Source organism: Campylobacter concisus (assembly GCF_002165815.1).
GTDB lineage: Bacteria > Campylobacterota > Campylobacteria > Campylobacterales > Campylobacteraceae > Campylobacter_A > Campylobacter_A concisus_BH.
In genome coordinates this window covers 391,569-413,589 of record NZ_NDYN01000001.1, presented here as the reverse complement: position 1 = coordinate 413,589, position 22,021 = coordinate 391,569, and the positions used below count along the sequence as shown (strand labels likewise).

The following is a 22,021-nucleotide window of genomic DNA, read 5'->3' as shown; positions in this document are numbered from 1 at the left end:
TTTATTTTTAAAATGTGCTTTGTGGATCAGCTACGCCTTCGCTCCAGCCAAGTTTTGCGCCAGCAAGTAGGTGAAAGTGTAGGTGCATAACCTCTTGACCGCCGTTTTCGCCGCAGTTTGTTATGAGGCGGTAACCGCTCTTATCAACGCCCATTAAGCTCGCCACTTCTTGGATAAATTTAGTCATCTCACCCATCAAAACTGGATCCATCTCTTGGAAGTTTTTGTAGTGTTTTTTAGGGATGATGAGGATGTGGATCGGCGCTTTTGGGTTGATGTCGTTAAAAGCTAGAAATTTCTCGCTTTCAAGCACTTTGTTACAAGGAATTTCACCAGCAACGATCTTTTCAAATATGGTCATTTTAGCTCCTTTGAAAGTTTGAGAAATTATATCAAAGTGTGCTTAAATTTCGCGCTTTTTATCTTGATTTTAACTCTTTTTCTATAAAATCGATGCAAAAATTCATAAAGGTAAAAAATTGCAAGATTTCATTAACAAAATCAAAAATGAAATTTCAACTCTTGATGATCTTGAGAAGGTCAGGGTAGAAATTTTTGGCAAAAAGGGCATCTTGGCGCAAGGCTTTGCAAAGCTAAAAGAGCTTGGCGAGGATGAGAAAAAGGAATTTGCAGCAAATTTAAACAAGCAAAGAGATGAGCTAAGCGCGCTTATAGAAGCCAAAAAGGCTGAGCTTAGCGAGCAAGAGATAGATAATAAGATGAAAAAAGAGGCCGCTGATATCACGCTCTTTAACGAGCCTGTCGCTAGCGGGGCGCTGCACCCTGTGATGGCTACAATGGATAAGATAATTGAGTATTTTTTAGCTTTAAATTTCTCGCTCGAGACTGGGCCGCTTATAGAAGATGATTTTCACAACTTTGAGGCGCTAAATTTACCAAAATACCACCCAGCAAGGGATATGCAAGATACATTTTACCTAGATGATTTTAGACTTTTAAGGACGCATACGAGCCCAGTTCAGGTGAGAACTATGCTAAATCAAAAGCCGCCTATTCGCATGATAGCGCCAGGTACGGTCTTTAGACGTGATATGGACTTAACGCATACACCGATGTTTCACCAGGTCGAGGGTCTTGTGGTGGAGGATGCTGAGAAAGTTAGCTTTGCAAATTTAAAATCAATGCTAGAGGGCTTTTTAAAGCACATGTTTGGCGACGTTGAAGTGCGTTTTCGCCCTAGCTTCTTCCCATTTACGGAGCCTAGCGCAGAGGTTGATATTAGTTGTATATTCTGCCACGGCAAGGGCTGCAGGGTGTGCAAGCAGACTACTTGGCTTGAGGTGCTTGGATGTGGCGTTGTCGATCCAAATGTATTTAAGGCAGTTGGCTATAAAAATGTAAGCGGATATGCCTTTGGTCTTGGGGTTGAGAGATTTGCGATGTTGCTTCATAGAGTGCCTGATCTAAGGTCACTTTTTGAGGGAGATTTAAGATTGTTGGAGCAGTTTAAATGATAATTTCAAAGCATTGGTTAAACGAGTGGATCGACCTTAGCGAGGTTAGCGGCGAGACACTTTCAAAGACATTAAACTCTATCGGCTTAGAAGTTGATAGCTATAAAGAGATAAATTTACCAAAAAGCGTCGTTGTTGGCTACGTAAAAAGTAGAGAAAAGCACCCAGACGCCGATAAACTAAGCGTTTGTCAGGTTGATGTTGGCAGCGAAACGCTTCAGATCGTATGCGGTGCCAAAAACGTCGAGGCTGGTCAGTTTGTGCCAGTAGCGCTCATTGGCACGACGATGCCAAATGGTCTTGAGATCAAAAAGGCAAAGCTAAGAGGCATCGAGTCATGCGGTATGATCTGCTCTTCAACTGAGCTAGGGCTACCTAAGACAAATGACGGTATCTTGCCACTTGATGAGAGTATCGGCAAGCTAAAACTTGGCACAAGTCTTGGTGAATTTGAAGCGTTTAAAGATGTGATCATCGAGGTTGATGTCACAGCAAACAGGGGCGACTGCCAAAATTTACACGGCATCGCAAGAGAAATTTGCACCGCACTTGATCTAAATATGAAAGATAGCCACGAAAATGAAGATAGCGAAAATTTACTAGGCATCGGCAGGATCGCGTCTGTGCGAACCGAAGATAAGGTAAATGGCTCATTTTTGTATAAGGCATTTGAGCTAAAAAATGCATTAAATGAAAATTTACTAACTCGCTTGAGGCTAGCTCTAATTGATTGTCAAAAGACAAATTTAGTAGAAAGACTGCTTGAATACGCGACATTTTGCACGGGCGTCTTGTTTAGAGCTTATGATCACGCTAAGCTTGTGGGCGAGGGCGAAAAAGCAGTTTTTGACATCAAAAATGGCGAAAATGGCGAGTGCGTGGTCTTTTGCGAAGATAAAAATTTAGGCGTTGCTGGAATTTACCAAAGCGATGAGGCTAGAGTTGATGAAGGCTCAAAGGTGATCTTGGTAGAGGCTAGCTACGTAAAACCAGATGTTGTTTCAAAAGCTATTTTTGAAAATAAAAATTTACCAAAAGGCGATCAAGTTTATCGCTCAAGCCGTGGTAGCGAGCCAAATTTAGCTTACGGCGCAGACTATCTTTTTAAAAGGCTAGCTGGCTTTAAAGATAGCCTAAGTCTTTTTGCAGGATCACAACAATCACTTCTAAACACCGAGCCTATCACGCTTAGCATCTCACTTGGTGAGCTTAAAAATATGATCGGTCAAGAGGTTGCTAGAAACGATGTCGTTAAAATTTTAAAGAAACTTGGCTTTGAGATCGCGGTAAATGTTGAGCAAGAGAGCTTTAATGTAAAAGTGCCGTTGTTTCGCCACGACATCGTAAATTCGCATGATATTTGCGAGGAGATCGTAAGGATAATAGGCATCGACAATATCGCCTCAACGCCGCTAAATTTTGCAGAGAAAAATAGGCTAAATAAGACATATTTTGACTATAAAAATGCTTTAAATTTAAGACACCGTGCAGCCGACAATGGCTTTTTTGAAAGCGTGCACTACGTATTTGACAGCCTTGATGAGCTAGGTGAGCTAAATTTCAAACCTTGCAAGATCAAGATACTAAATCCTATAAACAACGAGCTAAACACGCTTAGACCAGCACTTGTTAATCACCTCCTAAGCTCAAGCGAGAAAAACATCAAAAACTCAAAACGCTCAGTTAGACTTTTTGAGCTTGGCGAAGTTTTTGACGAAAATGCAAACCAAGGCTTAAATTTAGGCTTTGTCGTATCAGGCCTCTTAAAAGAGCCAACACTCATAAACGGCGCAAAGGGCGAGGAGGCAAATTTCTACGCATTTGCAGCGATGGTGCAAAATGTCATAGGTAAATTTGAGCTAAAACCTTGCCGCGAAATATCGTATCTTAGCCCATACGAGCAAGCACACATATATCAAAATGGCGAAAAGATCGGCTATATCGGCAGAGTCGATGCAAGAGTAGAGGCAAAAAGGGATCTGCCTAAAACTTATGTTTGTGAGATTGATTTTGCAAAGCTTAAATTTGAGCCGATCTTAGCAGTGCCTTACTCAAAATTCCAAAGCACTACAAGGGATCTTAGCCTCATCGTGCCTGAAAATTTCGAGGCTGGACGAATTTATGAGTGCATAAGAGGGCTAAATTTAAAAGAGCTAAAAGAGTTCTTGCCAGTTGATATCTATAAAGATGCAAAACTAAACGGCGCGATCAGCCTTAGCCTTAAATTTACATTTCAAGATATGGAAAAAACGCTCGAAGATGACGATATAAACGCGCTTATGGATAAAATTTTAAGCGAGCTAAAAGAGAAACTAAATATCGGAATAAGATGAGAATTTATCCATTAGAAAAAAGTCTAAATTTAACCATCGATGACATCGCAGCTGACAAGTCTATCTCGCATAGATGTGCGATGTTTTCGCTTTTAAGCGACAAGCCATCTCGCGTTAGAAACTACCTAAGAGCAGGCGACACGCTAAATACCTTAAAAATAGTCGAGCTCCTTGGCGCAAAGATCGAAGATAACGGCGCTGAAATAACGATCACTCCGCCACAAAAGATAAAAGAGCCAAATGAAATTTTAGAGTGTGGCAACTCAGGCACTGCGATGAGGCTTTTTATGGGGCTATTAGCCGTGCAGGACGGCTTTTTCGTGCTAAGTGGCGATAAATATTTAAATTCTCGCCCGATGGCAAGGATAGCAAAGCCTCTAAATGAAATGGGTGCAAAGATAGATGGCGCAAACAACGCAAACAACGCCCCTCTTTGCATAAGAGGGACTAAATTTGAAAGATTTAGTTTTGATAGCAAGATCGCTTCAGCTCAGGTAAAAAGTGCGCTTTTGCTAGCGGCTCTTTACTCAAATGGCTGCAAATTTAGCGAGCCTGAGCTAAGCAGAGACCACACTGAGCGTATGCTTGCAGGCATGGGAGCTGATATAAAGCGTGACGAGCTAGAGATCACGCTAGGGCCGATGAAAGGCCCACTTTCGCCACTTGACATAGACGTGCCAAATGACCCAAGCTCGGCATTTTTCTTCGCGGTAGCAGCTCTAATCATCCCAAATTCGCATATCATTTTAAAAAATATCTTGCTAAATAAAACTCGCATCGAAGCTTACAGAGTTTTAGAAAAAATGGGCGCTGAGATAAAATTTTACAAAACCTCAAGCAAATACGAAGATATCGGCGATATCGAGGTTAGATACTCGCCAAATTTAAAAGGTGTAGAGGTTAGCGAAAATATCTCGTGGCTCATCGACGAAGTCCCAGCTTTAGCCATCGCATTTGCCTGCGCTAAGGGTCAAAGCAAGCTAACAAACGCAAAAGAGCTTCGCGTAAAAGAGAGCGACAGGATAGCTGTCACGATAAATGCGCTAAAGCAGTGCGGTGTCGATGCTAGCGAGCTTGAAGATGGCTTTATCATAAATGGCTCTGAGGCGAAATTTGCCAAGATAGACAGCCACGGAGATCATAGGATCGCTATGAGCTTTGCCATACTTGGACTAAAATGTGGCATGCAGATAGAAAAGAGCGAATTTATCGCCACTTCGTTTCCAAATTTTGCTGAAATTTTAAAGAAAATGGGAGCTAGAGTTGAAGATCGAGCTTGCTAGTAGTTATGGATTTTGCTTTGGCGTAAAAAGGGCGATAAAGATAGCTGAAAACGCTGGAGATGCCGCAACTATTGGCCCGCTCATACATAACAACGAAGAAATAAACAGGCTTGAGAAAAACTACAATGTAAAGACGCTTGAGGGCATATACGAGCTAAAAGATGAGAAAAAGGCGATCATCCGCACTCATGGCATCACTAAAAACGACCTTGCAGAGCTAAAAAAGACTGACATAAAAGTGATCGACGCAACTTGTCCGTTTGTGACAAAGCCACAACAAATTTGCGAAAAAATGAGCGAAGAGGGCTATGATGTGGTGATCTTTGGCGACATGCATCACCCAGAGGTAAAAGGGGTGAAGTCGTATGCCAAGGGTAATGTCTATGTCGTGCTTGAAGAGAGCGAGCTAGAGGGTATCAAATTTAAGCAAAAGGTCGCGCTTGTTAGCCAAACTACTAGAAAAGTTGAGAAATTTATGCATATCGCAAACTATCTCATGCTTCATGTAAAAGAGCTGCGCGTTTTTAACACGATCTGCAACGCGACATTTGAAAACCAAGAGGCTGCTAAAAATTTAGCAAAAAGAGCTGACGTGATGATAATAATCGGCGGTAAAAACAGCTCGAACACAAAACAACTCTACCTAATATCTAAAAATTTCTGCGAAGATAGCTATCTCATTGAAAGCGAAGAAGAGCTTGAAAGATCATGGTTTGATGGCAAAAATTTGTGTGGCATAAGTGCGGGTGCTAGCACGCCTGACTGGATCATACAAAAAGTCGTTGATAGAATCAAAAAAGTATAAAATTTATCCTAGCTAAAGCCACAATTAACTATAATAAGCCAATTTGCCTCTACTGGCATAATAAAATTTAAAGGATCAAGATGGCTGTGAACAAAAGTGTTCAATTAGGAAAAGCAAAAGATGAAGATATCGAAGATATCGATTTTGCTGCGATGTTAGAGGAGTCTTTTAAAAAGACTGAAGAAGATAGTGACGCAAAGATCGTCAGTATCAATGGCGATGAGGTTTTAATCGACGTTGGCAAGAAGTCAGAAGGCATTTTAAATGTTTCTGAGATCACTGACGCAAACGGCAACCTGACGCATAAAGTTGGCGATACGATCAAAGTTGTAATAACTGGATCAAGAAATGGAAGACCTATAGTGTCGCACAAAAAAGCACTTAGAAAAGAGAAAGTTAAAGCTTTCATCGAAGCTTACGATCCTGAAAATTCTGGCGAAATCGACGTAAAAGTAGTTGGAAAAAATAAAGGTGGTTTTATCACTCAAGACGCAAATGGCGTAGAATTTTTCTTACCAAGAACGCACAGCGGATTTAAAAACGCTGAAGGAGTAGTTGGAAAATCATACAAAGTAAGAGTTATAAAAGTTGATAAAGAAGAGAATAGTATCGTTGTCTCAAGAAAGAAAATTTTAGATGACGATCGCAAAAAACGCAAAGAAGCTCTATCAAACATAGTAGAAAACGATAGTGTTATAGAGGGCACAGTTAAGAAGATCACAACTTATGGTATGTTTGTTGATGTAGGCGGCGTAGACGGACTTGTGCATTACAGCGAGATAAGCTACAAAGGGCCAGTAAATCCTAGCTCTTTATACAAAGAAGGCGATAAAGTTTTAGTTAAAGTTATCAGCTATGACAACGAAAAACGCCACCTATCTCTATCTATCAAGGCTGCTACTCCAGATCCTTGGGAAGAGATCATAAATGATGGACTAGAAGTTGGCGACACTATCAAAGTAACAGTTAGCAATATCGAGCCTTATGGCGCATTTGTTGATCTTGGAAATGATATTGAAGGATTTTTACACATATCTGAAATTTCATGGGATAAAAATATCAAAAATCCAAAAGATCACATCAGTGAAGGTCAAGAGATCGATGTTGAGGTTATCGAAATAGACGCAAAAGGACACCGCTTAAGAGTGAGCCTTAAAAATTTACTTCCAAAGCCATTTGATGAATTTAAAGCTAAATTCAAAGAGGGCGATGTAGTAAAAGGCGTTGTGACAACTATCACAAATTTTGGTGCATTTGTTAGAGTAGGTTGCGTTGAGGGCTTACTACACAACGAAGATGCATCTTGGGATAGAAATGACAAGTGCAAAGATATGTTTAAGGCTGGCGATGAGCTAGAAGTAAAGATCATCAAAATCGACAGCGCTGAGCAAAAAATTTCTCTAAGTCTAAAAGATCTAAAACAAAGTCCAGTTCAGGCATTTGCTAATAAATTTAGTGTAGGCGATATCGTAAAAGGAACGATCCGTGACATTAAAGAGTTTGGTGTATTTGTTGAGCTTGGTGATAATGTCGATGCGCTAATCCGCAAAGAAGATCTAGGTAGCGTAGATGCTAGCACGTTAAAGATCGGCGATGAGATCGAAGCCGCTATCGCATTTATCGATGAGAAGAAAAATAGAATTCGCCTAAGCATACGCCGTTTAGCAAAACAAAAAGAGCGTGAAGTGTTAAATGAGATCAACGACAACGACGACAAAGTAACACTTGGCGACATCATAAAAGAACAATTACGCTAGTATAAATGGGCAGACGCACGCTTTTATCAGTTGTTGTTCTGCTCTTTGTGATGTTAGGTTTGGTTGGAGTTTATCTTGTTAAATTTGCAAGTGTAAATTTCAGCCAAACTACTGAAAAAAATATTACAAGCGAGCAAAATATAACCAAAAATACAGCCGGCAGTGAAAACTGGATCAACGAGCTGGCAACTATTAAGAAAAAAGATTACGTATTGCCTGTAAATGAAATTTTTATAGAATACAACCGACCTAAGATAGAAAAGCCAAAGATCACAGCATATGAACTTTTGATAGATAAAAACGATATCTACTCTATGTTCTGCTTGATGCAGACTTTGCGAAATAGCGAGGTTGATTTTACTGTAGTAAGAGATGGCGCTAAGAGCCAGATCTTTTTAAATACCCAAGACTCGAGGCTTTTGCAAAATATCATTTTGCAGCTAAGAGTTTACGACATCCACTCAAGTGTAAGAGAGGTAAAATTATGAAAACTATCATTGTTTGCGATGCGATACACCCAGTAGGTTTTGAACTTTTAAAAAAAGAACAAGATATAAATGTAATAGACGCAGTTAATACCCCAAAAGACGAGCTTTTAAAAATTTTAGGCGAGGCTGATGTAGCGATCACTAGAAGCTCTACTGAGGTAAATGAAGCGTTTTTAGAAGCTGGTAAGAAGCTAAAAGCTATCGTTAGAGCTGGTGTTGGCGTGGATAATGTTGATATAGATGGCTGTTCAAGAAGAGGCATCATCGCTATGAATGTCCCAACTGCAAATACTATCGCAGCAGTTGAGCTAACTATGGCACACATGCTAGCAGCTGCAAGATCACTTGAATACGCTCACAACGATCTAAAACTAGATAGAATTTGGAAACGCGAGAAGTGGTATGGAGTTGAGCTTTTTAAGAAAAAGCTAGGTGTGATCGGCTTTGGTAACATAGGCTCAAGAGTAGCAGCTCGCGCAAAGGCTTTTGGCATGGATATCATCGCATACGACCCATATATCGATCCATCTAAAGTTATCGATATGGGCGGTACTTATACTAAAAATTTTGATGACATCTTGGCATGCGACTTCATCACGATCCACACTCCAAAGACCAAAGAAACCACCGATATGATCGGCGCTAAAGAGATAGCAAAGATGAAAGATGGCGTAAGGCTTATAAACTGCGCTAGAGGTGGTCTTTATAACGAAGAGGCTCTTTATGAAGGGCTAAAAAGCGGCAAGATAGCATTTGCTGGTATCGACGTTTTTACAAAAGAGCCAGCGACAAGCCATCCGCTTCTTGATCTAAATAATGTAAGCGTCACACCGCATCTTGGGGCAAACACCCTTGAGTCGCAGCGCAACATCGCAGTAGAGGCAGTCGAGCAAGCTATCTTGGCAGCACGCGGTATAAGCTATCCAAACGCTTTAAATTTACCTATCAAAACAGAAGATTTACCGCCGTTTTTTGAGCCTTATATCGATCTTACAAGCAAGATGGCATTTCTCGCAGCTCAGATAAACAAAAGTGCCATCAAAGCTATCCGTATAGAGACTCACGGGCAGATTGGCGAATATGCAAATTCAATGCTAACTTTTGCGATCGTGGGCGCTTTAAAAGAGAGTCTTGGCGATGCGATAAACTACGTAAATGCTAAATTTTTATGCGACGAAAAAGGCATAACTACCGAAACTAGCACAGGTGGAGACAGTATCTTTAAAAACAAGATCACAGTTCGTCTTACGACTGAAAACGGCATCGTAAGCGTTGGCGGCACGGTCTTTGGGGAAAATCAACAACGCATAGTAACCGTAAATGGCTTTAAGACTGACTTCAAGCCAAAAGGCAAGATGATCATCTTTAAAAACCACGACGTACCAGGCGTTATCGCTCAGATCAGTAAAATTTTAGCTGACGAGAAGATAAACATCGCTGACTTCCGTCTTGGTAGAGATGAGCACGGCATGGCGCTTGCGGTCATCTTGGTCGATGAACATATAAAAACAGAAACGCTAGAGAGATTAAACGCACTTGAAGCTTGTGTTTGGGCTCAATACGCAGTTATATAACAAATTACGAAAGGATAAAAAATGGCTTCATATTCAATGGGCGATCTAAAAAAGGGACTAAAGATCGAGATCGACGGCGTTCCTTATAAAATCGTAGAATATCAACACGTTAAACCGGGCAAGGGTGCAGCTTTTGTTCGTGCAAAGATCAAATCTTTTGTCGATGGAAAGGTTCTTGAAAAGACTTTTCACGCAGGCGATAAGTGCGAGCAGCCGCATCTTGAAGAAAAAGAGATGCAGTACCTCTATGATGATGGTGAGTTTTGCCAGTTTATGGACACGACTACTTACGAGCAAGTTGCGATCAGCGACGAGGACGTGGGCGATGTTAAAAAATGGATGATCGATGGTATGATGGTTGAAATTTTATTTCACAACGGCAATGCTATCGGCGTTGAAGTACCACAAGTGGTCGAGCTAAAGATAGTTGAAACTCCACCGAATTTCAAGGGCGATACACAAGGCGGCAAAAAGCCAGCTACTCTTGAGAGCGGCGCGGTAGTTCAGATACCATTTCACGTACTAGAAGGCGAGGTCATCCGCGTTGATACCGTTCGTGGCGAGTACATCGAGCGCGCAAATAAATAATCATACATCTGGCGCGTTAAATTTATGAAAGAGAAATTTGACGAGCTTATCGCTCTACTAAAGCCGCTATTTAAGGATAATGGCTTTAGCAAGAGCGCTTTAAATTTCTACAAAAATACTCCAAATTTTATCTACGTTATAAATTTTCAAAAAAGTAGTGGCAATGGCTCCGAGCGCACAAGATTTTATATAAATTGCGGCATTTACGCCACTTTTATAGAGGCTACTCTTGGTAAAGAAGCGCTTGACAAGCCAAAAGAGTATGAGTGCCATTTTAGAGCTAGAGCACATGAAATTTCTAGCTCAGCTGCTGCATACTACGAGCTAGAGCCAGATAGTGACGTGGCTAAAATTTATGAAAATGTGGCAAACGACCTTGGCTTTGTTTTTAAATTTTTTGAGCAAAATAGCTCTGAAAAAAATTTAATAGAGCTAATGCTCGAACAAAATGGCCTTGCAGCGATAAATCAACTCTACGAATATCTTTTGATAAAAGATAAAAGCGAAATTTTAGCCTCTCACGCCAAAAGGCTCTTCGCAAAGCATGGCAGTGAAGCAAGGTGGGGTAAATTTCAAAACCAAATAAACGAGCTACTTAGAAAATATAAAAAAGATGAGATAAAATTTAAATGACAAATCGCATTTGGTTGTAAAAAGCATCAAATACGATCAGATAAATATGTAAGCTTTGCGTCTATTTTAAATTTTTATTTATTTAAACTACTTACTAAAATTTAGGACTTATAGTTTTTAAAGCTATATTTTAAAATAGAAATTTGTTGTGGTTTGCGATGCACCAGCATTAAAGCATGCATCTTGAATGTGCGAGAGGTTTTTACTCTGGCTTCGCTTCGTAACTGCAAGCAGATGAGGGATTAAAAAAGAAGTGGGATAAGTGAACGAGTTTTGTGTCTGTCCTACAGCTGCAAACCAGTGAAGTAAAATTTATGCCCCATTGTCTCATTCTTGGATAAATCAAATTTAATCAAGCTATTTTTACAAATTTTAAATTTCCATTCACTCACAAGAATTGCTACTAAAATTACTTGTTCACAAATTTTTAAAATTTGCTAGACGCTCATCTTGGATTGTTAAATTTGTGTATTGTAGAGCTGGATATTAAGTTTATATCCAAAAATGTCAGCTCTAATTTGAAATTTTGCTCGGAGTGTAATTTTGGACTTGCTACCCAACTATCTTTTTAACAGCTAGTGAGGCTAAATTTAGCCCAAAGCAAGCAGTCACGCCCATGAAGCTTCCAAGTGGTTTGCAAAGTGGCTCTTCTGTTGAAAAGACGACGTCAAATTTACCGATAAAGCCTGATTTTTTGAGCTCATATCTATATTTTCTAGCTAGTGGATCGACCGATGTTTTCCAAACGCAAGCCACCTTGATCTTGGTTGGATCAACCCTTTTTGCCCCACCCATCGAGGCTATAAATTTGCTAGGATCTACTGCGTTTGCAAGGGCGATCTTGGCAGCTATATCATCGATCGCGTCAATCACCACGTCAAATTTACTAAAGTCAAATCCAGCAACAAACTCAGGCGTGATCAGCGTCTGCATAGGCGTGATGCAAGGATAAATTTTGGCAAACTCCTCCACCTTTACGCCGCCTACGTTTTCGCTGTAAATTTGGCGGTTTTGATTTGTCACGTCAAAGATGTCTTTGTCGATTAGAGTGATGCTTCCGACCCCGCTTCTAGCAAGCGCATCTACGCACATTCCACCAACGCCTCCAGCTCCGCAAACTAGCACTTTTGCGCTTTGAAGCTTGTTAAAACCATCCTCGCCAAAGAGCCATCTTATCCTTGTAAATCTATCATTTTGCATCAAATTTCCCTTTTAAGCTCTCCAAACTCTCATACGAAGTCATATTTAGTTTTATGGGCGTTATCGTGGCAAAGCCCTCATTTACCTTGCTGATGTCGCTTGGCTCGCCTTTTTCGTATTCAAGTGCGGCGTTTCCAAGCCAGTAGTACTCGATGCCTCTTGGGTTGCGATTAAGCGTGGCATGCGTGGCGTAGGTGCGTCTGCCAGCTGGCACGACGGCATAACCTTTGAAATTTTTGCTAGTTGTGGCTGGGATATTTACATTTAGAAATTCTCTTTGATTTAGCGAAATTTCATCATTTAGCACCTTTGGTACGATAAATTTAACGATCTTTTTTGCTAGCTCAAAGCCAAGTTCATTTAGTGAGTTGTTTTCATAAAACTGTGAAAAAGCGATGCTTCTAATGCCCTGTAAAACGCCCTCCATCGCTGCTCCACACGTGCCAGAGTAGGTGATGTCCTCGCCTAAATTTGCCCCGTGATTTATGCCGCTTATCACTAGATCTGGTTTTTTATTATAAAGTGCATGAAGTGCGAGATAGACGCAGTCGCTGGGCGTTGCGTCGTCAAGTTTAAAAAAGTTATCATCAAGTTTTATAAACCTAAGCGGTCTTGTGAGCGTCAAAGAGTGAGCGCAGGCTGATTTTTCAGAGCTTGGAGCTACTATCGTGACATTTACGCCATCTAGCTCGCTTAAAGCTTCTTTTAAGGCAAGTAGTCCAGCCGCCTCAAATCCATCGTCATTTGTTATCAAAATTTCTTTCAAATTTTATCCTTTAAAGGGTTGGATTTTATCACAGCTTTCTTAAAATTTTAAAGAATTTTTGCGTATAATGCCCCCAAAAAAAGACCTGATGAAAGTGTGTAAATGAAAATTTTAGTCTCCGCTCTTGAGCCATCGGCAAATTTGCATTTAAAAGAAATTTTGAAAAATTTTGAGGGCGAATTTGAGCTAATGGGAATTTTTAGCGAAGAGCTTGGCACGCCATATATGAAAAGCAGCGAGTTTTCTGCGATGGGCTTTGTCGAGGTTTTGCCACTCATTTTTAAGGCAAAAAAGGCGATAAAAGTGATGAGCCAGATGGCAAAAGAGGCTGATGCAGTGCTGCTAATAGACAGTCCAGCCTTTAACCTGCCGCTTGCAAAGGCGATAAAAGAGGCCGGCGCAAAAGCAGCCGTGACATACTACATCTTGCCTCAAGTTTGGGCGTGGAAGCCAAAAAGAGTGAGCGTTGTGGAGAGATACTGTGACAACCTAGCTTCGATCCTGCCATTTGATGCGAAATTTTATAGCCGCTCGACCTACGTGGGGCATCCTTTGATGGATGAGATAAAGCTTAAGAAAACTAGCCTAAGTAGCAGCGGCAAAGTGGCGTTTTTGCCAGGCTCAAGAAGGTCAGAGATTTCAAGGCTGATGCCAGTTTATAGAGAGCTTGCTAAAAAGATAGAAGCAAAAAGGCTACTTGTCGTGCCACCATTTTTGCTTGATAAAGTGGGCGAAATTTATGGCGATGTGAGCGACTTTGAGATCGTCTCAAACACGCCTGAAGCCTTGTATGAGAGCGACTTTGCCTTTGTTTGCTCTGGCACGGCTACGCTTGAGGCAGCGCTCATTGGCACACCATTTGTGCTAGCATATAAGGCAAAAGCGATAGATGTTTTCATCGCTAGAAAATTTGTAAAGATCAAGCACGCGGGACTTGCAAATATAATGTTTGATTTCATGGGCAAAGAGCCGCTTCATGAGGAGTTTATCCAAGAGTTTGCAACGGCTGAAAATTTGCTAAGAGCCTACAAGAGCTGCGATAGGCAAAAATTCTTAAAAGGCTGCGATGAGCTAAGGGCTTACCTAGGGCATGGCAGCAGTAAAAATGTAGTAAAAATTTTAAAAAATATGGAGTAAAAAATGAGTGAACCAATGACAATGCACGGATACGAGAAGATAGAAGCTGAGCTAAAAGATCTAAGGCTAGTGCAACGCCCACAAATCGTAACAGAGATCGACATCGCACGAAGCCACGGCGACCTAAAAGAAAACGCCGAGTATCACGCAGCAAAGGAGAAGCAAGCCTTTATAGACGCTAGGATAGCTGAGCTTAGCGCACTTTTGGCAAACGCAGAAGTGATCGATCCAAGTAGCTACGAGCATGATAGGGTAAGATTTGGCTCTAGTGTGACGATAATGGACGAAGAGACTGAGGTAGAGCATACTTACACGATAGTTGGTGTGAGCGAAAGCGACCTAGACAAGGGCTATATCTCGATAAACTCACCTCTTGCAAAGCAGCTTTTAGGCAAGGCTGAGGGCGATGAGGTAGCGCTAAATTTACCAAAAGGCAGAAGCGACGTCGAGATCGTTAAGATCTGCTATAAACCTATAAAATTTGACTAAAAAGACGAGGCAAAGAGCTAAAAACTGCTTTTTGGCTCTGCTAATTTTTAATTAAGGCAAAATTTGAGCGAATACCTATATGCCCCCGTTATAAAAGAAGGCGCGATCTTTTTGGCTGATGCGCATGAAAATGTAAATAGAGATGGATTTTTGAAATTCTTGCGCGGCGTTGATAGCGGAGAGATCAAGGAGCCGCCACAGATTTTCTTGCTTGGCGATATATTTGATTTTTTAACGGGCGAGGGCGAATATACAAGAGGATTTTACGCTGAGCACTTAAGGCTTATAGATAAAATTTCACAAAAGGTGGAAATTTTTTACTTCGAGGGCAACCACGATTTTAGGCTTTCAAATTTATTTAATAAAACTAGAGATTTTTGGGACAAAGGCGAGAGGCTAAGCTTTGAGGGGGTAAAGGTCTATGACATTTGCGCTCAGCCAGTGAAATTTAGAACTATAAGCGGCGAGCACGTCCAGATCGCGCATGGCGATATATTTTTGCCTTTTATAGATAAGTATGCGCTTAGGTTTTTAAGGCTTAGATGGTTTTTGAAATTTATGAACGCGCTTGATAAAATTTTGGATTTTAAAATTTCAAAAGCGATACTAGCCAAACTTACTAAGAAAAATCTGCACTATAAAATTTCAAACTTCAAGGAGCTAATGAGCAAGCATTTGCAGGGCTTTGACGCAAGTATAGTGATAGAGGGACACTATCATCAAGGTGAGCTATTTGATATTTACGATAGATTTTATATAAATTTACCTTGTTTTGCATGCGAGCAAAGTTATTTTGTTGTAGAATACGCCCAGCAAAAGTTGAATTTGCTCAAAATGAGTTTGAAAGGACATTGATGTTTGGAGACAACGTACTAAAAACGGGCTCAAACGAGATGGAACTTGTTGATTTTCGTATCTTTAAAAAGGCCGAAAACAAAGTATATGAAGGAATATACGGAGTCAATGTCGCAAAGGTGCGGGAGATCATTAAGATGCCAAATCTTACCGAGCTTCCTGGCGTTCCTGAGTATATCGAGGGAATTTTTGATTTAAGAGGTGTGGTTATCCCTGTCATAAATTTGGCAAGATGGATGAATATCGTCGAGCCAACTGAGGGTGTAGTCATAAAGCCACGTGTTATTATCGCTGAATTTAGCGGTATATTAATCGGTTTTATCGTCCATGAGGCCAAGAGGATCAGACGTATAAACTGGAAAGATATAGAGCCTGCAAATTTTGCTGCTGGAGCTGGTACTCTGGATAAAGGTAAGATCACAGGCGTAACAAGAATAGAAAATGACGAAGTACTTCTCATTCTTGATCTTGAAAGCATCGTTGAAGAGCTAGGAATTTACTCACCAAAGATCGAATTTGACGTAACAGAAGATCAAAAGATCAAAGGTGCTGCTTTAGTTCTAGATGATAGCTCAACTGCTAGAAAGCTAGTAAAAGACGCACTTGAGAAGATGGGTCTTAGCGTAGTTGAAGCTAAAAACGGCGTTGAGGGATTAGAGAGAATGGAAGAGCTTTATCAAAGATATGGAGATAACTTAACAAAAGAGCTTAGAGTTATCTTAAGTGATATCGAAATGCCACAGATGGATGGATACCGCTTTGCTTCAACTATTAAAAATGATGATAGATTTAAAGATGTTCCGATTGTGTTTAACTCTTCATTAAGCAACGAATTTAGTGAGGTTAAGAGTAAAGAAGCCGGTGGTGCTGCGTATCTTACAAAATTTGATGCTGGTGTATTTTATCAAGAGGTGCTAAAAGTGATTGAAGCACATTCTAAATCTGCGAAGTGAGGTGAAGTATGGATGATATGAAAGAAATAATGGAAGACTTTTTAATAGAGGCTTTCGAACTTATTGAGCAGATAGACCATGACCTTGTCGAACTTGAGTCAAACCCTGAAGACTTGGAGCTTTTAAATAGAATTTTCCGTGTTGCTCACACAGTAAAAGGTAGCTCAAGCTTTTTAAATTTTGACGTTTTAACAGAGCTTACTCACCACATGGAAGATGTTTTGAACAAAGCTAGAAAAGGCGAGCTAAAGATCACTCCAGATATCATGGACGTTGTTCTTGAGTCAGTTGATATGATGAAGGGACTACTTGAGAGCATTAGAGATAACGGTAGTGACGCAGCCGCTGGCATTGATATCAAAAATATTTGTGTAAGACTTACTCAAATTTCTGAAGGTGAAGCCCCAAGCGCAGCCCTAGAAGCTCCAGCAGCCGCACCAGCACCTGAGCCAGTAAAAGAGCCAGAACCTGTCGCGCCAGCTGAAGAAGCAGCTCCTGAAGTAAGTGATGCCGAGCTTTCAAAGCTAAGTGACTCTGAGGTTGAAGCTGAGATAGAGAGACTTTTAAAAGTTAGAAAGGCTGAAGATCAAGCAAGACGTGCTTCAAAAGGCATAGCTCCAAAATCTCCTGAAGAGATAGCTCCAGCCACAAGCGCTGCGCCAGCACCTGCACCTAAGCCAGCTCCTAGTAGAGAAAGAGATGCAGATAAAAAAGTGCCAGCAGCTAATAGTAGCAGTGCGGTAGCACAAGAGCAAACGATACGTGTTGAAGTCAAAAGACTTGATCACTTGATGAATTTAATCGGCGAGCTTGTTCTTGGTAAAAACCGCCTACTAAAAATTTATGATGACGTAGAAGAGAGATATGAGGGCGAGAAATTCCTTGAAGAGCTAAATCAAGTAGTATCAAGCCTAAGTCTAGTTACGACTGATATCCAGCTAGCTGTTATGAAGACAAGAATGCTTCCAATAGCAAAAGTCTTTAATAAATTCCCACGTATGATACGCGATCTTAGCCGTGAGCTTGGTAAGCAGATCGACCTTGAAATTTCAGGTGAAGAGACTGAGCTTGATAAATCAATCGTTGAAGAGATCGGCGATCCGCTAGTTCACATCATCAGAAACTCATGCGACCACGGTATCGAAGATCCTGAGACAAGAAAGGCAATGGGCAAACCTGAAAAAGGCCTTGTTCAGCTAAAAGCTTACAACGAGGGCAACCATATCGTTGTTGAGATAGTTGATGATGGTAAGGGCTTAGATGCTGATATGCTTAAAGCTAAGTCTATAGAAAAAGGCATCATCACTGAGCGTGAAGCCGATGCGATGAGCGAGAAAGAGGCTTTTGGTCTTATATTTAAGCCAGGATTTTCAACTGCAGCGAAGGTTACAAACGTATCTGGTCGTGGCGTTGGCATGGACGTTGTTAAGACAAACATTGAAAAACTAAATGGTATCATTGATATCGAGAGTGAAGTTGGAAAAGGCACAGTTATGAAGCTTAAAATTCCACTCACACTTGCGATCATTCAGTCACTTCTTGTCGGAACACAAGAGGAATTTTATGCGATACCGCTTGCGAGCGTTCTTGAGACTGTTCGCGTGCCAATCGATGATATCTACACGATCGATGGCAAAAACGTTCTAAGACTAAGAGATGAGGTCTTATCTCTTGTTAGACTTTCAGATGTCTTTGGTGTCAATAAAGTCTTTGACGGCGGAGATCAAACTTATGTTGTTATCATCGGCGTTGCCGAGGCAAAACTGGGCATCATCGTAGATACATTAGTCGGTCAAGAAGAGATCGTTATTAAGTCAATGGGTGATTATTTGCAAAATATCCCAGGCATCGCTGGAGCTACTATAAGAGGCGATGGCCGCGTAACTCTTATCATAGACGTTGGTGCTATGATGGAGATGGCAAAGGATATTAAGGTAAATATTAGAGCCGAGATGGAAGATAGCACTAAAGCAAAAGAGAAACCAAGCGATTATAAGGTCCTAATCGTTGATGACTCTAAGATGGATAGAACCATTATGCAAAAGTCGCTTGAGCCAATCGGCGTCACAATAATAGAAGCAACTAACGGAGTAGAAGCACTCAATATAATTAAATCAGGCGAGCATGCATTTGATGCGGTGCTCATTGACATTGAGATGCCAAGGATGGACGGATATACTCTAGCTGGTGAAATTCGCAAATACTCTAAGTATCGCACTTTACCGCTAATAGCAGTAACATCAAGAACGTCTAAAACTGATAGATTGCGCGGAGTAGAGGTTGGTATGACTGAATATATCACAAAACCATATTCGTCAGAGTACCTTGAAAACGTTGTTAGAAAAAATATTAAATTAGGTTAGGGGTTAGGCGATGAATGATAAACTAAACCAAGTTTTAAGCAAACAAAAACAGCAAATTGACGAGCCTGAGATAAAAAACAACGAAGATATAGTCCAACTTGTAGGCTTCGTTGTTGGCGAAGAAGAGTATGCGATACCTATTTTAAATATCCAAGAGATAATCAAGCCTATCGAATACACCCGTGTTCCTAGCGTGCCCGACTATGTTCTTGGTGTCTTTAACTTGCGTGGAAACGTTATCCCGCTTATTGATTTGCGAAAACGTTTTTCACTAAATGTTACAAAACAAAGCTCAAATACAAGATATATCGTCATGAAAGATGAGGATAACATAGCAGGCTTCGTGATAGACCGCTTGACGGAGGCTATCAGAATAGACCGCAACAGGATCGATCCGCCGCCAGAGACTTTAGTAAAAGACAAAGGCATGATCTATGGTATCGGCAAACGAGATCAAAATATCCTTACGATTTTAAAGGTTGAGAGCCTTTTAAAGCGTGATTTTTAGGGCATATCTTGATAAAACTTTGTGTTTTTGACTTTGACTCTACGATAATGGACGGCGAGACGATTGATATCCTCGCCGCCGCTAATAACGCCAGCAATGAGGTGGCTAGCATAACGAAGCGTTCGATGAACGGCGAACTTGATTTTTTTGAAAGTCTTACAGCAAGAGTAAAATTTTTAAAAGGAATGCCACTTTCAAAAGCAGATGAAATTTGTAAAAATTTACCCATCATGCTAGGAGCTAGCGAGCTTATAGCTGCCCTAAAGCAAAAGGGCGTAAAGGTTGTGGTCTTTAGTGGCGGTTTTCACATCGCAACTGATAAGATGCAAGAAAAACTTAAATTTGATGCAAATTTTGCAAATATCTTGCACCACAAAGATGGAATTTTAACAGGTGAAGTTGGCGGAGAGATGATGTTTGGTAGCTCAAAAGGAGAGATGATAGATCGCTTAAAGGGGCTATTAAATTTAGATAAAAGTGAGATCATGTGCGTTGGCGATGGAGCCAATGACGTGTCAATGTTTAGAAAATGTGATCTAAAAATTGCCTTTTGTGCGAAAGAAATTTTAAAAAAAGAGGCGACGCATTGCGTGGATGTCAAAGATCTGCGTGAAATTTTAAATTTTATAAGGTGAAAAAAATGTATGATAATGAAGCTAAATTTTCTCTTTGGTGTGACTTTATAGAGAGAGATTTTTTACAAAACGAATTCAACTCTTTATTAGAAAATGGCGTTATAAACGGAGCTACAAGCAACCCAGCTATCTTTAAAACAGCTTTTGCATCACCTGCTTACAAACAGATCATACAAAATAGCAACAAGCGTCATCCAAAAGATCTTTATGAAATTTTAGCGACCCAAGATATCAAGATCGCCGCATGTAAAATGCTAAAAAACTACGCAAATGGTGATGATGGCTTTGTTAGCATCGAGGTTGATCCAAATTTAAGTGGCGAAACAGCTGCGACGATAGAAGAGGGCATCAGGCTTCACAACCTTATCTCAATGCCAAATGTCATGATAAAAATTCCAGCTACAAAAGAAGGCTATGAAGCGATGAGCGCACTCATGGCAAGAGGTATCAGCGTAAATGCGACGCTCATTTTCTCGCCAGATCAGGCTAAAAACTGCCTAGAGGCCTTTAAAGAGGGTAGCAAAGCTTATGCAAGCCGCTTTGTGGATACGACGATGCCAAAAGGTGTGATCAGCGTTTTTGTTAGTAGATTTGATAGAAAGCTTGATGAGACAATGTCTGCAAAAAGCCTACCAACAGGACAGATCGGCATAATGAATGCTGCAAATATCTATCATATCATTGAGGACTTTGGCTTAGAAAACGTAAGGACACTTTTTGCAAGCACTGGCGTAAAAGGTGGTGGTTTAAGAGGGGATTATTACGTTAGAGAACTAATGTATAAAAACTCTATAAACACAGCTCCGATAGAGACGATAAAAGAATTTATAAAAGAAAAAGCTGAGGCAAAAAATGCCCCTAGCAAAGAGAATATCTCAAGCTTTTTTCACATCATAAAAAATAATGAGATCGATATAAATGCTACTTATAAAGAGCTTTTAAATGACGGCTTAAAGCAGTTTGTTGCAGCATTTGATGAGATTATGAAATCACTTTAATGACCAAAAAAGACCTAGACTCATATCTGTGCTCTTTGGTGGATAAAGGCGGCAGCGACCTTCATCTAAAGTCTGCAAGCCTTGTTTATGGCAGATTTAATGGTGAGATCATGCCACTTAGTGAAGAAAATTTAGATCCAAGTGATGCGGTGGCTATCGCAAAGGAGCTTTTGGGGGCTAAATTTGATGAGTTTATGGATAAAAAAGATATAGATTTTTCGTATAAACTAAATGACGAGTACTGCTTTCGTGTAAATATGTTTTTGCAGATAAATGGAATTTCTGCTGTCTTTCGTGTCACTCCAACAAAAATCCCAACCATAAAAGATCTAAATTTACCAAGCGTGATAGAAAAAATTTGCACCGAGACCACTCGTGGCATCATCCTAGTGACTGGCCCAACTGGAAGCGGCAAGACGACAACGCTTGCAAGCATGATAAATTTCATCAACCAGACAAAAAGATCGCACATCGTGACTATCGAAGATCCGATCGAATACGTATTTAACGACGATAAAAGCATAATCAACCAGCGCTCTATCGGCGCAGATGCGCTAAATTTCTCAGATGCGCTAAGGGCTTCACTTAGAGAAGATCCTGACATCATTTTGGTGGGTGAGATGAGAGATCTTGAGACGATAGAGACTGCCATTAGAGCTGCTGAGACTGGTCACTTGGTGCTTTCGACACTTCACACGCTTGATGCAAAAGAGAGCGTAAATAGAATAGTAAATAGCTTCCCGCAAGGCGAGCGAGATAAAGTCAGCCTTATGTTCTCTTCAGTGCTTGCTTGCGTCATCTCACAAAGGCTAGTTAAGACGCTTTTTGGCACAAGACGCCCAGCAGTCGAGATCATGAGAAAAAATACCCGCATAAAAGAGCTCATATCTGAAGAGAAATTTGACGAGATCGATCTTGCCATAGCTGAGTCAAAAAATACTTATGGCATGCAAACCTTTGATCAGCACCTGCTTGAGCTTTATGAAAATAAGATAATTAGTGCCGAAGTAGCGCTTGATAATGCTAGCAACAGGGGCGATTTACAGCTTAAGATAAAAAGCTCAAATGTGGCAGGTTTTAGCTTTGAAAATGGTGTAAATTTTGGCAAACCTCAAAGCAAACAAGATCAACCAGAAGTGATCGCGCTTAAAGAAATTTAATAAGCTTTATGTGAAATTTAT

Annotated in this window: 21 protein-coding genes; 18 read left to right on the top strand and 3 right to left on the bottom strand. The window is 40.6% G+C overall.

Annotated features, from left to right (window positions below):
- Positions 1 to 7 precede the first annotated feature (7 nt).
- Entirely contained in the window at positions 8 to 361 is a 354-nt protein-coding gene (locus B9N65_RS02225; RefSeq protein ID WP_004317216.1) for a histidine triad nucleotide-binding protein, read from the bottom strand.
- Between the two features lie 118 nt (positions 362 to 479).
- On the opposite strand from B9N65_RS02225, the gene pheS reads away from it, so the two are divergent.
- The 9 genes from pheS to B9N65_RS02180 all read left to right on the top strand — a co-directional run bounded on the left by pheS (position 480) and on the right by B9N65_RS02180 (position 10,936).
- On the top strand, positions 480 to 1,475 hold the full coding sequence (gene pheS / locus B9N65_RS02220; RefSeq protein ID WP_004317202.1) for a phenylalanine--tRNA ligase subunit alpha: 996 nt from the start codon (positions 480 to 482) through the stop codon (positions 1,473 to 1,475).
- The gene (gene pheT, locus B9N65_RS02215; protein ID WP_087582625.1) at positions 1,472 to 3,808 is read left to right on the top strand and encodes a phenylalanine--tRNA ligase subunit beta; all 2,337 of its coding nucleotides are present in this window, start codon (positions 1,472 to 1,474) and stop codon (positions 3,806 to 3,808) included. Before pheS ends, pheT begins: the two co-directional genes overlap by 4 nt.
- Positions 3,805 to 5,091: a 3-phosphoshikimate 1-carboxyvinyltransferase gene (aroA, locus tag B9N65_RS02210; protein WP_021089617.1), complete on the top strand. Its 1,287-nt coding sequence runs from the start codon at positions 3,805 to 3,807 to the stop codon at positions 5,089 to 5,091. Before pheT ends, aroA begins: the two co-directional genes overlap by 4 nt.
- Entirely contained in the window at positions 5,072 to 5,896 is an 825-nt protein-coding gene (locus tag B9N65_RS02205) for a 4-hydroxy-3-methylbut-2-enyl diphosphate reductase (RefSeq protein ID WP_021089707.1), read from the top strand. The genes aroA and B9N65_RS02205 overlap by 20 nt, the downstream gene beginning before the upstream one ends.
- Before the next feature lie 80 nt (positions 5,897 to 5,976).
- Positions 5,977 to 7,653 (top strand): 30S ribosomal protein S1, encoded by a 1,677-nt coding sequence (locus B9N65_RS02200; protein ID WP_087582624.1) that lies wholly within the window; start codon positions 5,977 to 5,979, stop codon positions 7,651 to 7,653.
- Positions 7,654 to 7,658: 5 nt separating this feature from the next.
- Complete coding sequence (locus B9N65_RS02195) at positions 7,659 to 8,141, top strand: hypothetical protein (protein WP_087582623.1); 483 nt, start codon at positions 7,659 to 7,661, stop codon at positions 8,139 to 8,141.
- The gene (serA, locus tag B9N65_RS02190) at positions 8,135 to 9,715 is read left to right on the top strand and encodes a phosphoglycerate dehydrogenase (RefSeq protein ID WP_257640014.1); all 1,581 of its coding nucleotides are present in this window, start codon (positions 8,135 to 8,137) and stop codon (positions 9,713 to 9,715) included. Before B9N65_RS02195 ends, serA begins: the two co-directional genes overlap by 7 nt.
- A 21-nt stretch (positions 9,716 to 9,736) precedes the next feature.
- Positions 9,737 to 10,303, top strand: a complete 567-nt coding sequence (efp, locus tag B9N65_RS02185; RefSeq protein WP_004317246.1) for an elongation factor P — start codon at positions 9,737 to 9,739, stop codon at positions 10,301 to 10,303.
- Positions 10,304 to 10,327: 24 nt separating this feature from the next.
- A complete protein-coding gene (locus B9N65_RS02180; protein ID WP_087582621.1) occupies positions 10,328 to 10,936 on the top strand; it encodes a DUF4304 domain-containing protein in 609 nt (202 codons plus the stop codon).
- A 552-nt stretch (positions 10,937 to 11,488) separates the two neighbouring features.
- Here the strand turns inward: B9N65_RS02180 and B9N65_RS02175 are convergent.
- The gene (locus B9N65_RS02175; protein WP_087582620.1) at positions 11,489 to 12,136 is read right to left on the bottom strand and encodes a tRNA threonylcarbamoyladenosine dehydratase; all 648 of its coding nucleotides are present in this window, start codon (positions 12,134 to 12,136) and stop codon (positions 11,489 to 11,491) included.
- On the bottom strand, positions 12,126 to 12,902 hold the full coding sequence (surE, locus tag B9N65_RS02170) for a 5'/3'-nucleotidase SurE (RefSeq protein ID WP_087582619.1): 777 nt from the start codon (positions 12,900 to 12,902) through the stop codon (positions 12,126 to 12,128). Before surE ends, B9N65_RS02175 begins: the two co-directional genes overlap by 11 nt.
- Before the next feature lie 102 nt (positions 12,903 to 13,004).
- Between surE and lpxB the strand changes: the two genes are divergently transcribed.
- The 9 genes from lpxB to B9N65_RS02125 all read left to right on the top strand — a co-directional run bounded on the left by lpxB (position 13,005) and on the right by B9N65_RS02125 (position 22,000).
- Positions 13,005 to 14,039 carry a lipid-A-disaccharide synthase gene (gene lpxB, locus B9N65_RS02165; protein WP_087582618.1) on the top strand — a complete coding sequence of 345 codons (1,035 nt, stop codon included), beginning with the start codon at positions 13,005 to 13,007 and terminating at the stop codon, positions 14,037 to 14,039.
- A gap of 3 nt (positions 14,040 to 14,042) precedes the next feature.
- Positions 14,043 to 14,528, top strand: a complete 486-nt coding sequence (gene greA, locus B9N65_RS02160; protein WP_012001423.1) for a transcription elongation factor GreA — start codon at positions 14,043 to 14,045, stop codon at positions 14,526 to 14,528.
- A 63-nt stretch (positions 14,529 to 14,591) separates the two neighbouring features.
- Positions 14,592 to 15,383 carry a UDP-2,3-diacylglucosamine diphosphatase gene (locus B9N65_RS02155; RefSeq protein WP_087582617.1) on the top strand — a complete coding sequence of 264 codons (792 nt, stop codon included), beginning with the start codon at positions 14,592 to 14,594 and terminating at the stop codon, positions 15,381 to 15,383.
- On the top strand, positions 15,383 to 16,336 hold the full coding sequence (locus tag B9N65_RS02150) for a chemotaxis protein (protein WP_087581061.1): 954 nt from the start codon (positions 15,383 to 15,385) through the stop codon (positions 16,334 to 16,336). Before B9N65_RS02155 ends, B9N65_RS02150 begins: the two co-directional genes overlap by 1 nt.
- Before the next feature lie 8 nt (positions 16,337 to 16,344).
- Positions 16,345 to 18,699: a hybrid sensor histidine kinase/response regulator gene (locus B9N65_RS02145; protein ID WP_087582616.1), complete on the top strand. Its 2,355-nt coding sequence runs from the start codon at positions 16,345 to 16,347 to the stop codon at positions 18,697 to 18,699.
- A 10-nt stretch (positions 18,700 to 18,709) separates the two neighbouring features.
- Positions 18,710 to 19,207 carry a chemotaxis protein CheW gene (locus tag B9N65_RS02140; protein WP_021087872.1) on the top strand — a complete coding sequence of 166 codons (498 nt, stop codon included), beginning with the start codon at positions 18,710 to 18,712 and terminating at the stop codon, positions 19,205 to 19,207.
- 8 nt (positions 19,208 to 19,215) lie between these two features.
- The gene (gene serB / locus B9N65_RS02135) at positions 19,216 to 19,842 is read left to right on the top strand and encodes a phosphoserine phosphatase SerB (protein WP_087582615.1); all 627 of its coding nucleotides are present in this window, start codon (positions 19,216 to 19,218) and stop codon (positions 19,840 to 19,842) included.
- Positions 19,843 to 19,847: 5 nt separating this feature from the next.
- Positions 19,848 to 20,840, top strand: a complete 993-nt coding sequence (locus tag B9N65_RS02130) for a transaldolase (protein WP_087582614.1) — start codon at positions 19,848 to 19,850, stop codon at positions 20,838 to 20,840.
- Complete coding sequence (locus B9N65_RS02125; protein ID WP_021089656.1) at positions 20,840 to 22,000, top strand: type IV pilus twitching motility protein PilT; 1,161 nt, start codon at positions 20,840 to 20,842, stop codon at positions 21,998 to 22,000. The genes B9N65_RS02130 and B9N65_RS02125 overlap by 1 nt, the downstream gene beginning before the upstream one ends.
- The last annotated feature ends 21 nt before the right edge of the window (positions 22,001 to 22,021 follow it).

Excerpts from the sequence above, each read along its gene's own strand:
- B9N65_RS02140 (WP_021087872.1), top strand. The coding sequence starts at position 18,710 with ATGAATGATAAACTAAACCAAGTTTTAAGCAAACAAAAACAGCAAATT.
- greA (WP_012001423.1), top strand. The coding sequence starts at position 14,043 with ATGAGTGAACCAATGACAATGCACGGATACGAGAAGATAGAAGCTGAG.
- B9N65_RS02225 (WP_004317216.1), bottom strand. The coding sequence starts at position 361 with ATGACCATATTTGAAAAGATCGTTGCTGGTGAAATTCCTTGTAACAAA.
- B9N65_RS02150 (WP_087581061.1), top strand. The coding sequence starts at position 15,383 with ATGTTTGGAGACAACGTACTAAAAACGGGCTCAAACGAGATGGAACTT.
- B9N65_RS02200 (WP_087582624.1), top strand. The coding sequence starts at position 5,977 with ATGGCTGTGAACAAAAGTGTTCAATTAGGAAAAGCAAAAGATGAAGAT.
- B9N65_RS02195 (WP_087582623.1), top strand. The coding sequence starts at position 7,659 with ATGGGCAGACGCACGCTTTTATCAGTTGTTGTTCTGCTCTTTGTGATG.
- efp (WP_004317246.1), top strand. The coding sequence starts at position 9,737 with ATGGCTTCATATTCAATGGGCGATCTAAAAAAGGGACTAAAGATCGAG.
- B9N65_RS02125 (WP_021089656.1), top strand. The coding sequence starts at position 20,840 with ATGACCAAAAAAGACCTAGACTCATATCTGTGCTCTTTGGTGGATAAA.
- B9N65_RS02145 (WP_087582616.1), top strand. The coding sequence starts at position 16,345 with ATGGATGATATGAAAGAAATAATGGAAGACTTTTTAATAGAGGCTTTC.
- lpxB (WP_087582618.1), top strand. The coding sequence starts at position 13,005 with ATGAAAATTTTAGTCTCCGCTCTTGAGCCATCGGCAAATTTGCATTTA.
- B9N65_RS02180 (WP_087582621.1), top strand. The coding sequence starts at position 10,328 with ATGAAAGAGAAATTTGACGAGCTTATCGCTCTACTAAAGCCGCTATTT.
- B9N65_RS02130 (WP_087582614.1), top strand. The coding sequence starts at position 19,848 with ATGTATGATAATGAAGCTAAATTTTCTCTTTGGTGTGACTTTATAGAG.
- aroA (WP_021089617.1), top strand. The coding sequence starts at position 3,805 with ATGAGAATTTATCCATTAGAAAAAAGTCTAAATTTAACCATCGATGAC.
- pheT (WP_087582625.1), top strand. The coding sequence starts at position 1,472 with ATGATAATTTCAAAGCATTGGTTAAACGAGTGGATCGACCTTAGCGAG.
- B9N65_RS02175 (WP_087582620.1), bottom strand. The coding sequence starts at position 12,136 with ATGCAAAATGATAGATTTACAAGGATAAGATGGCTCTTTGGCGAGGAT.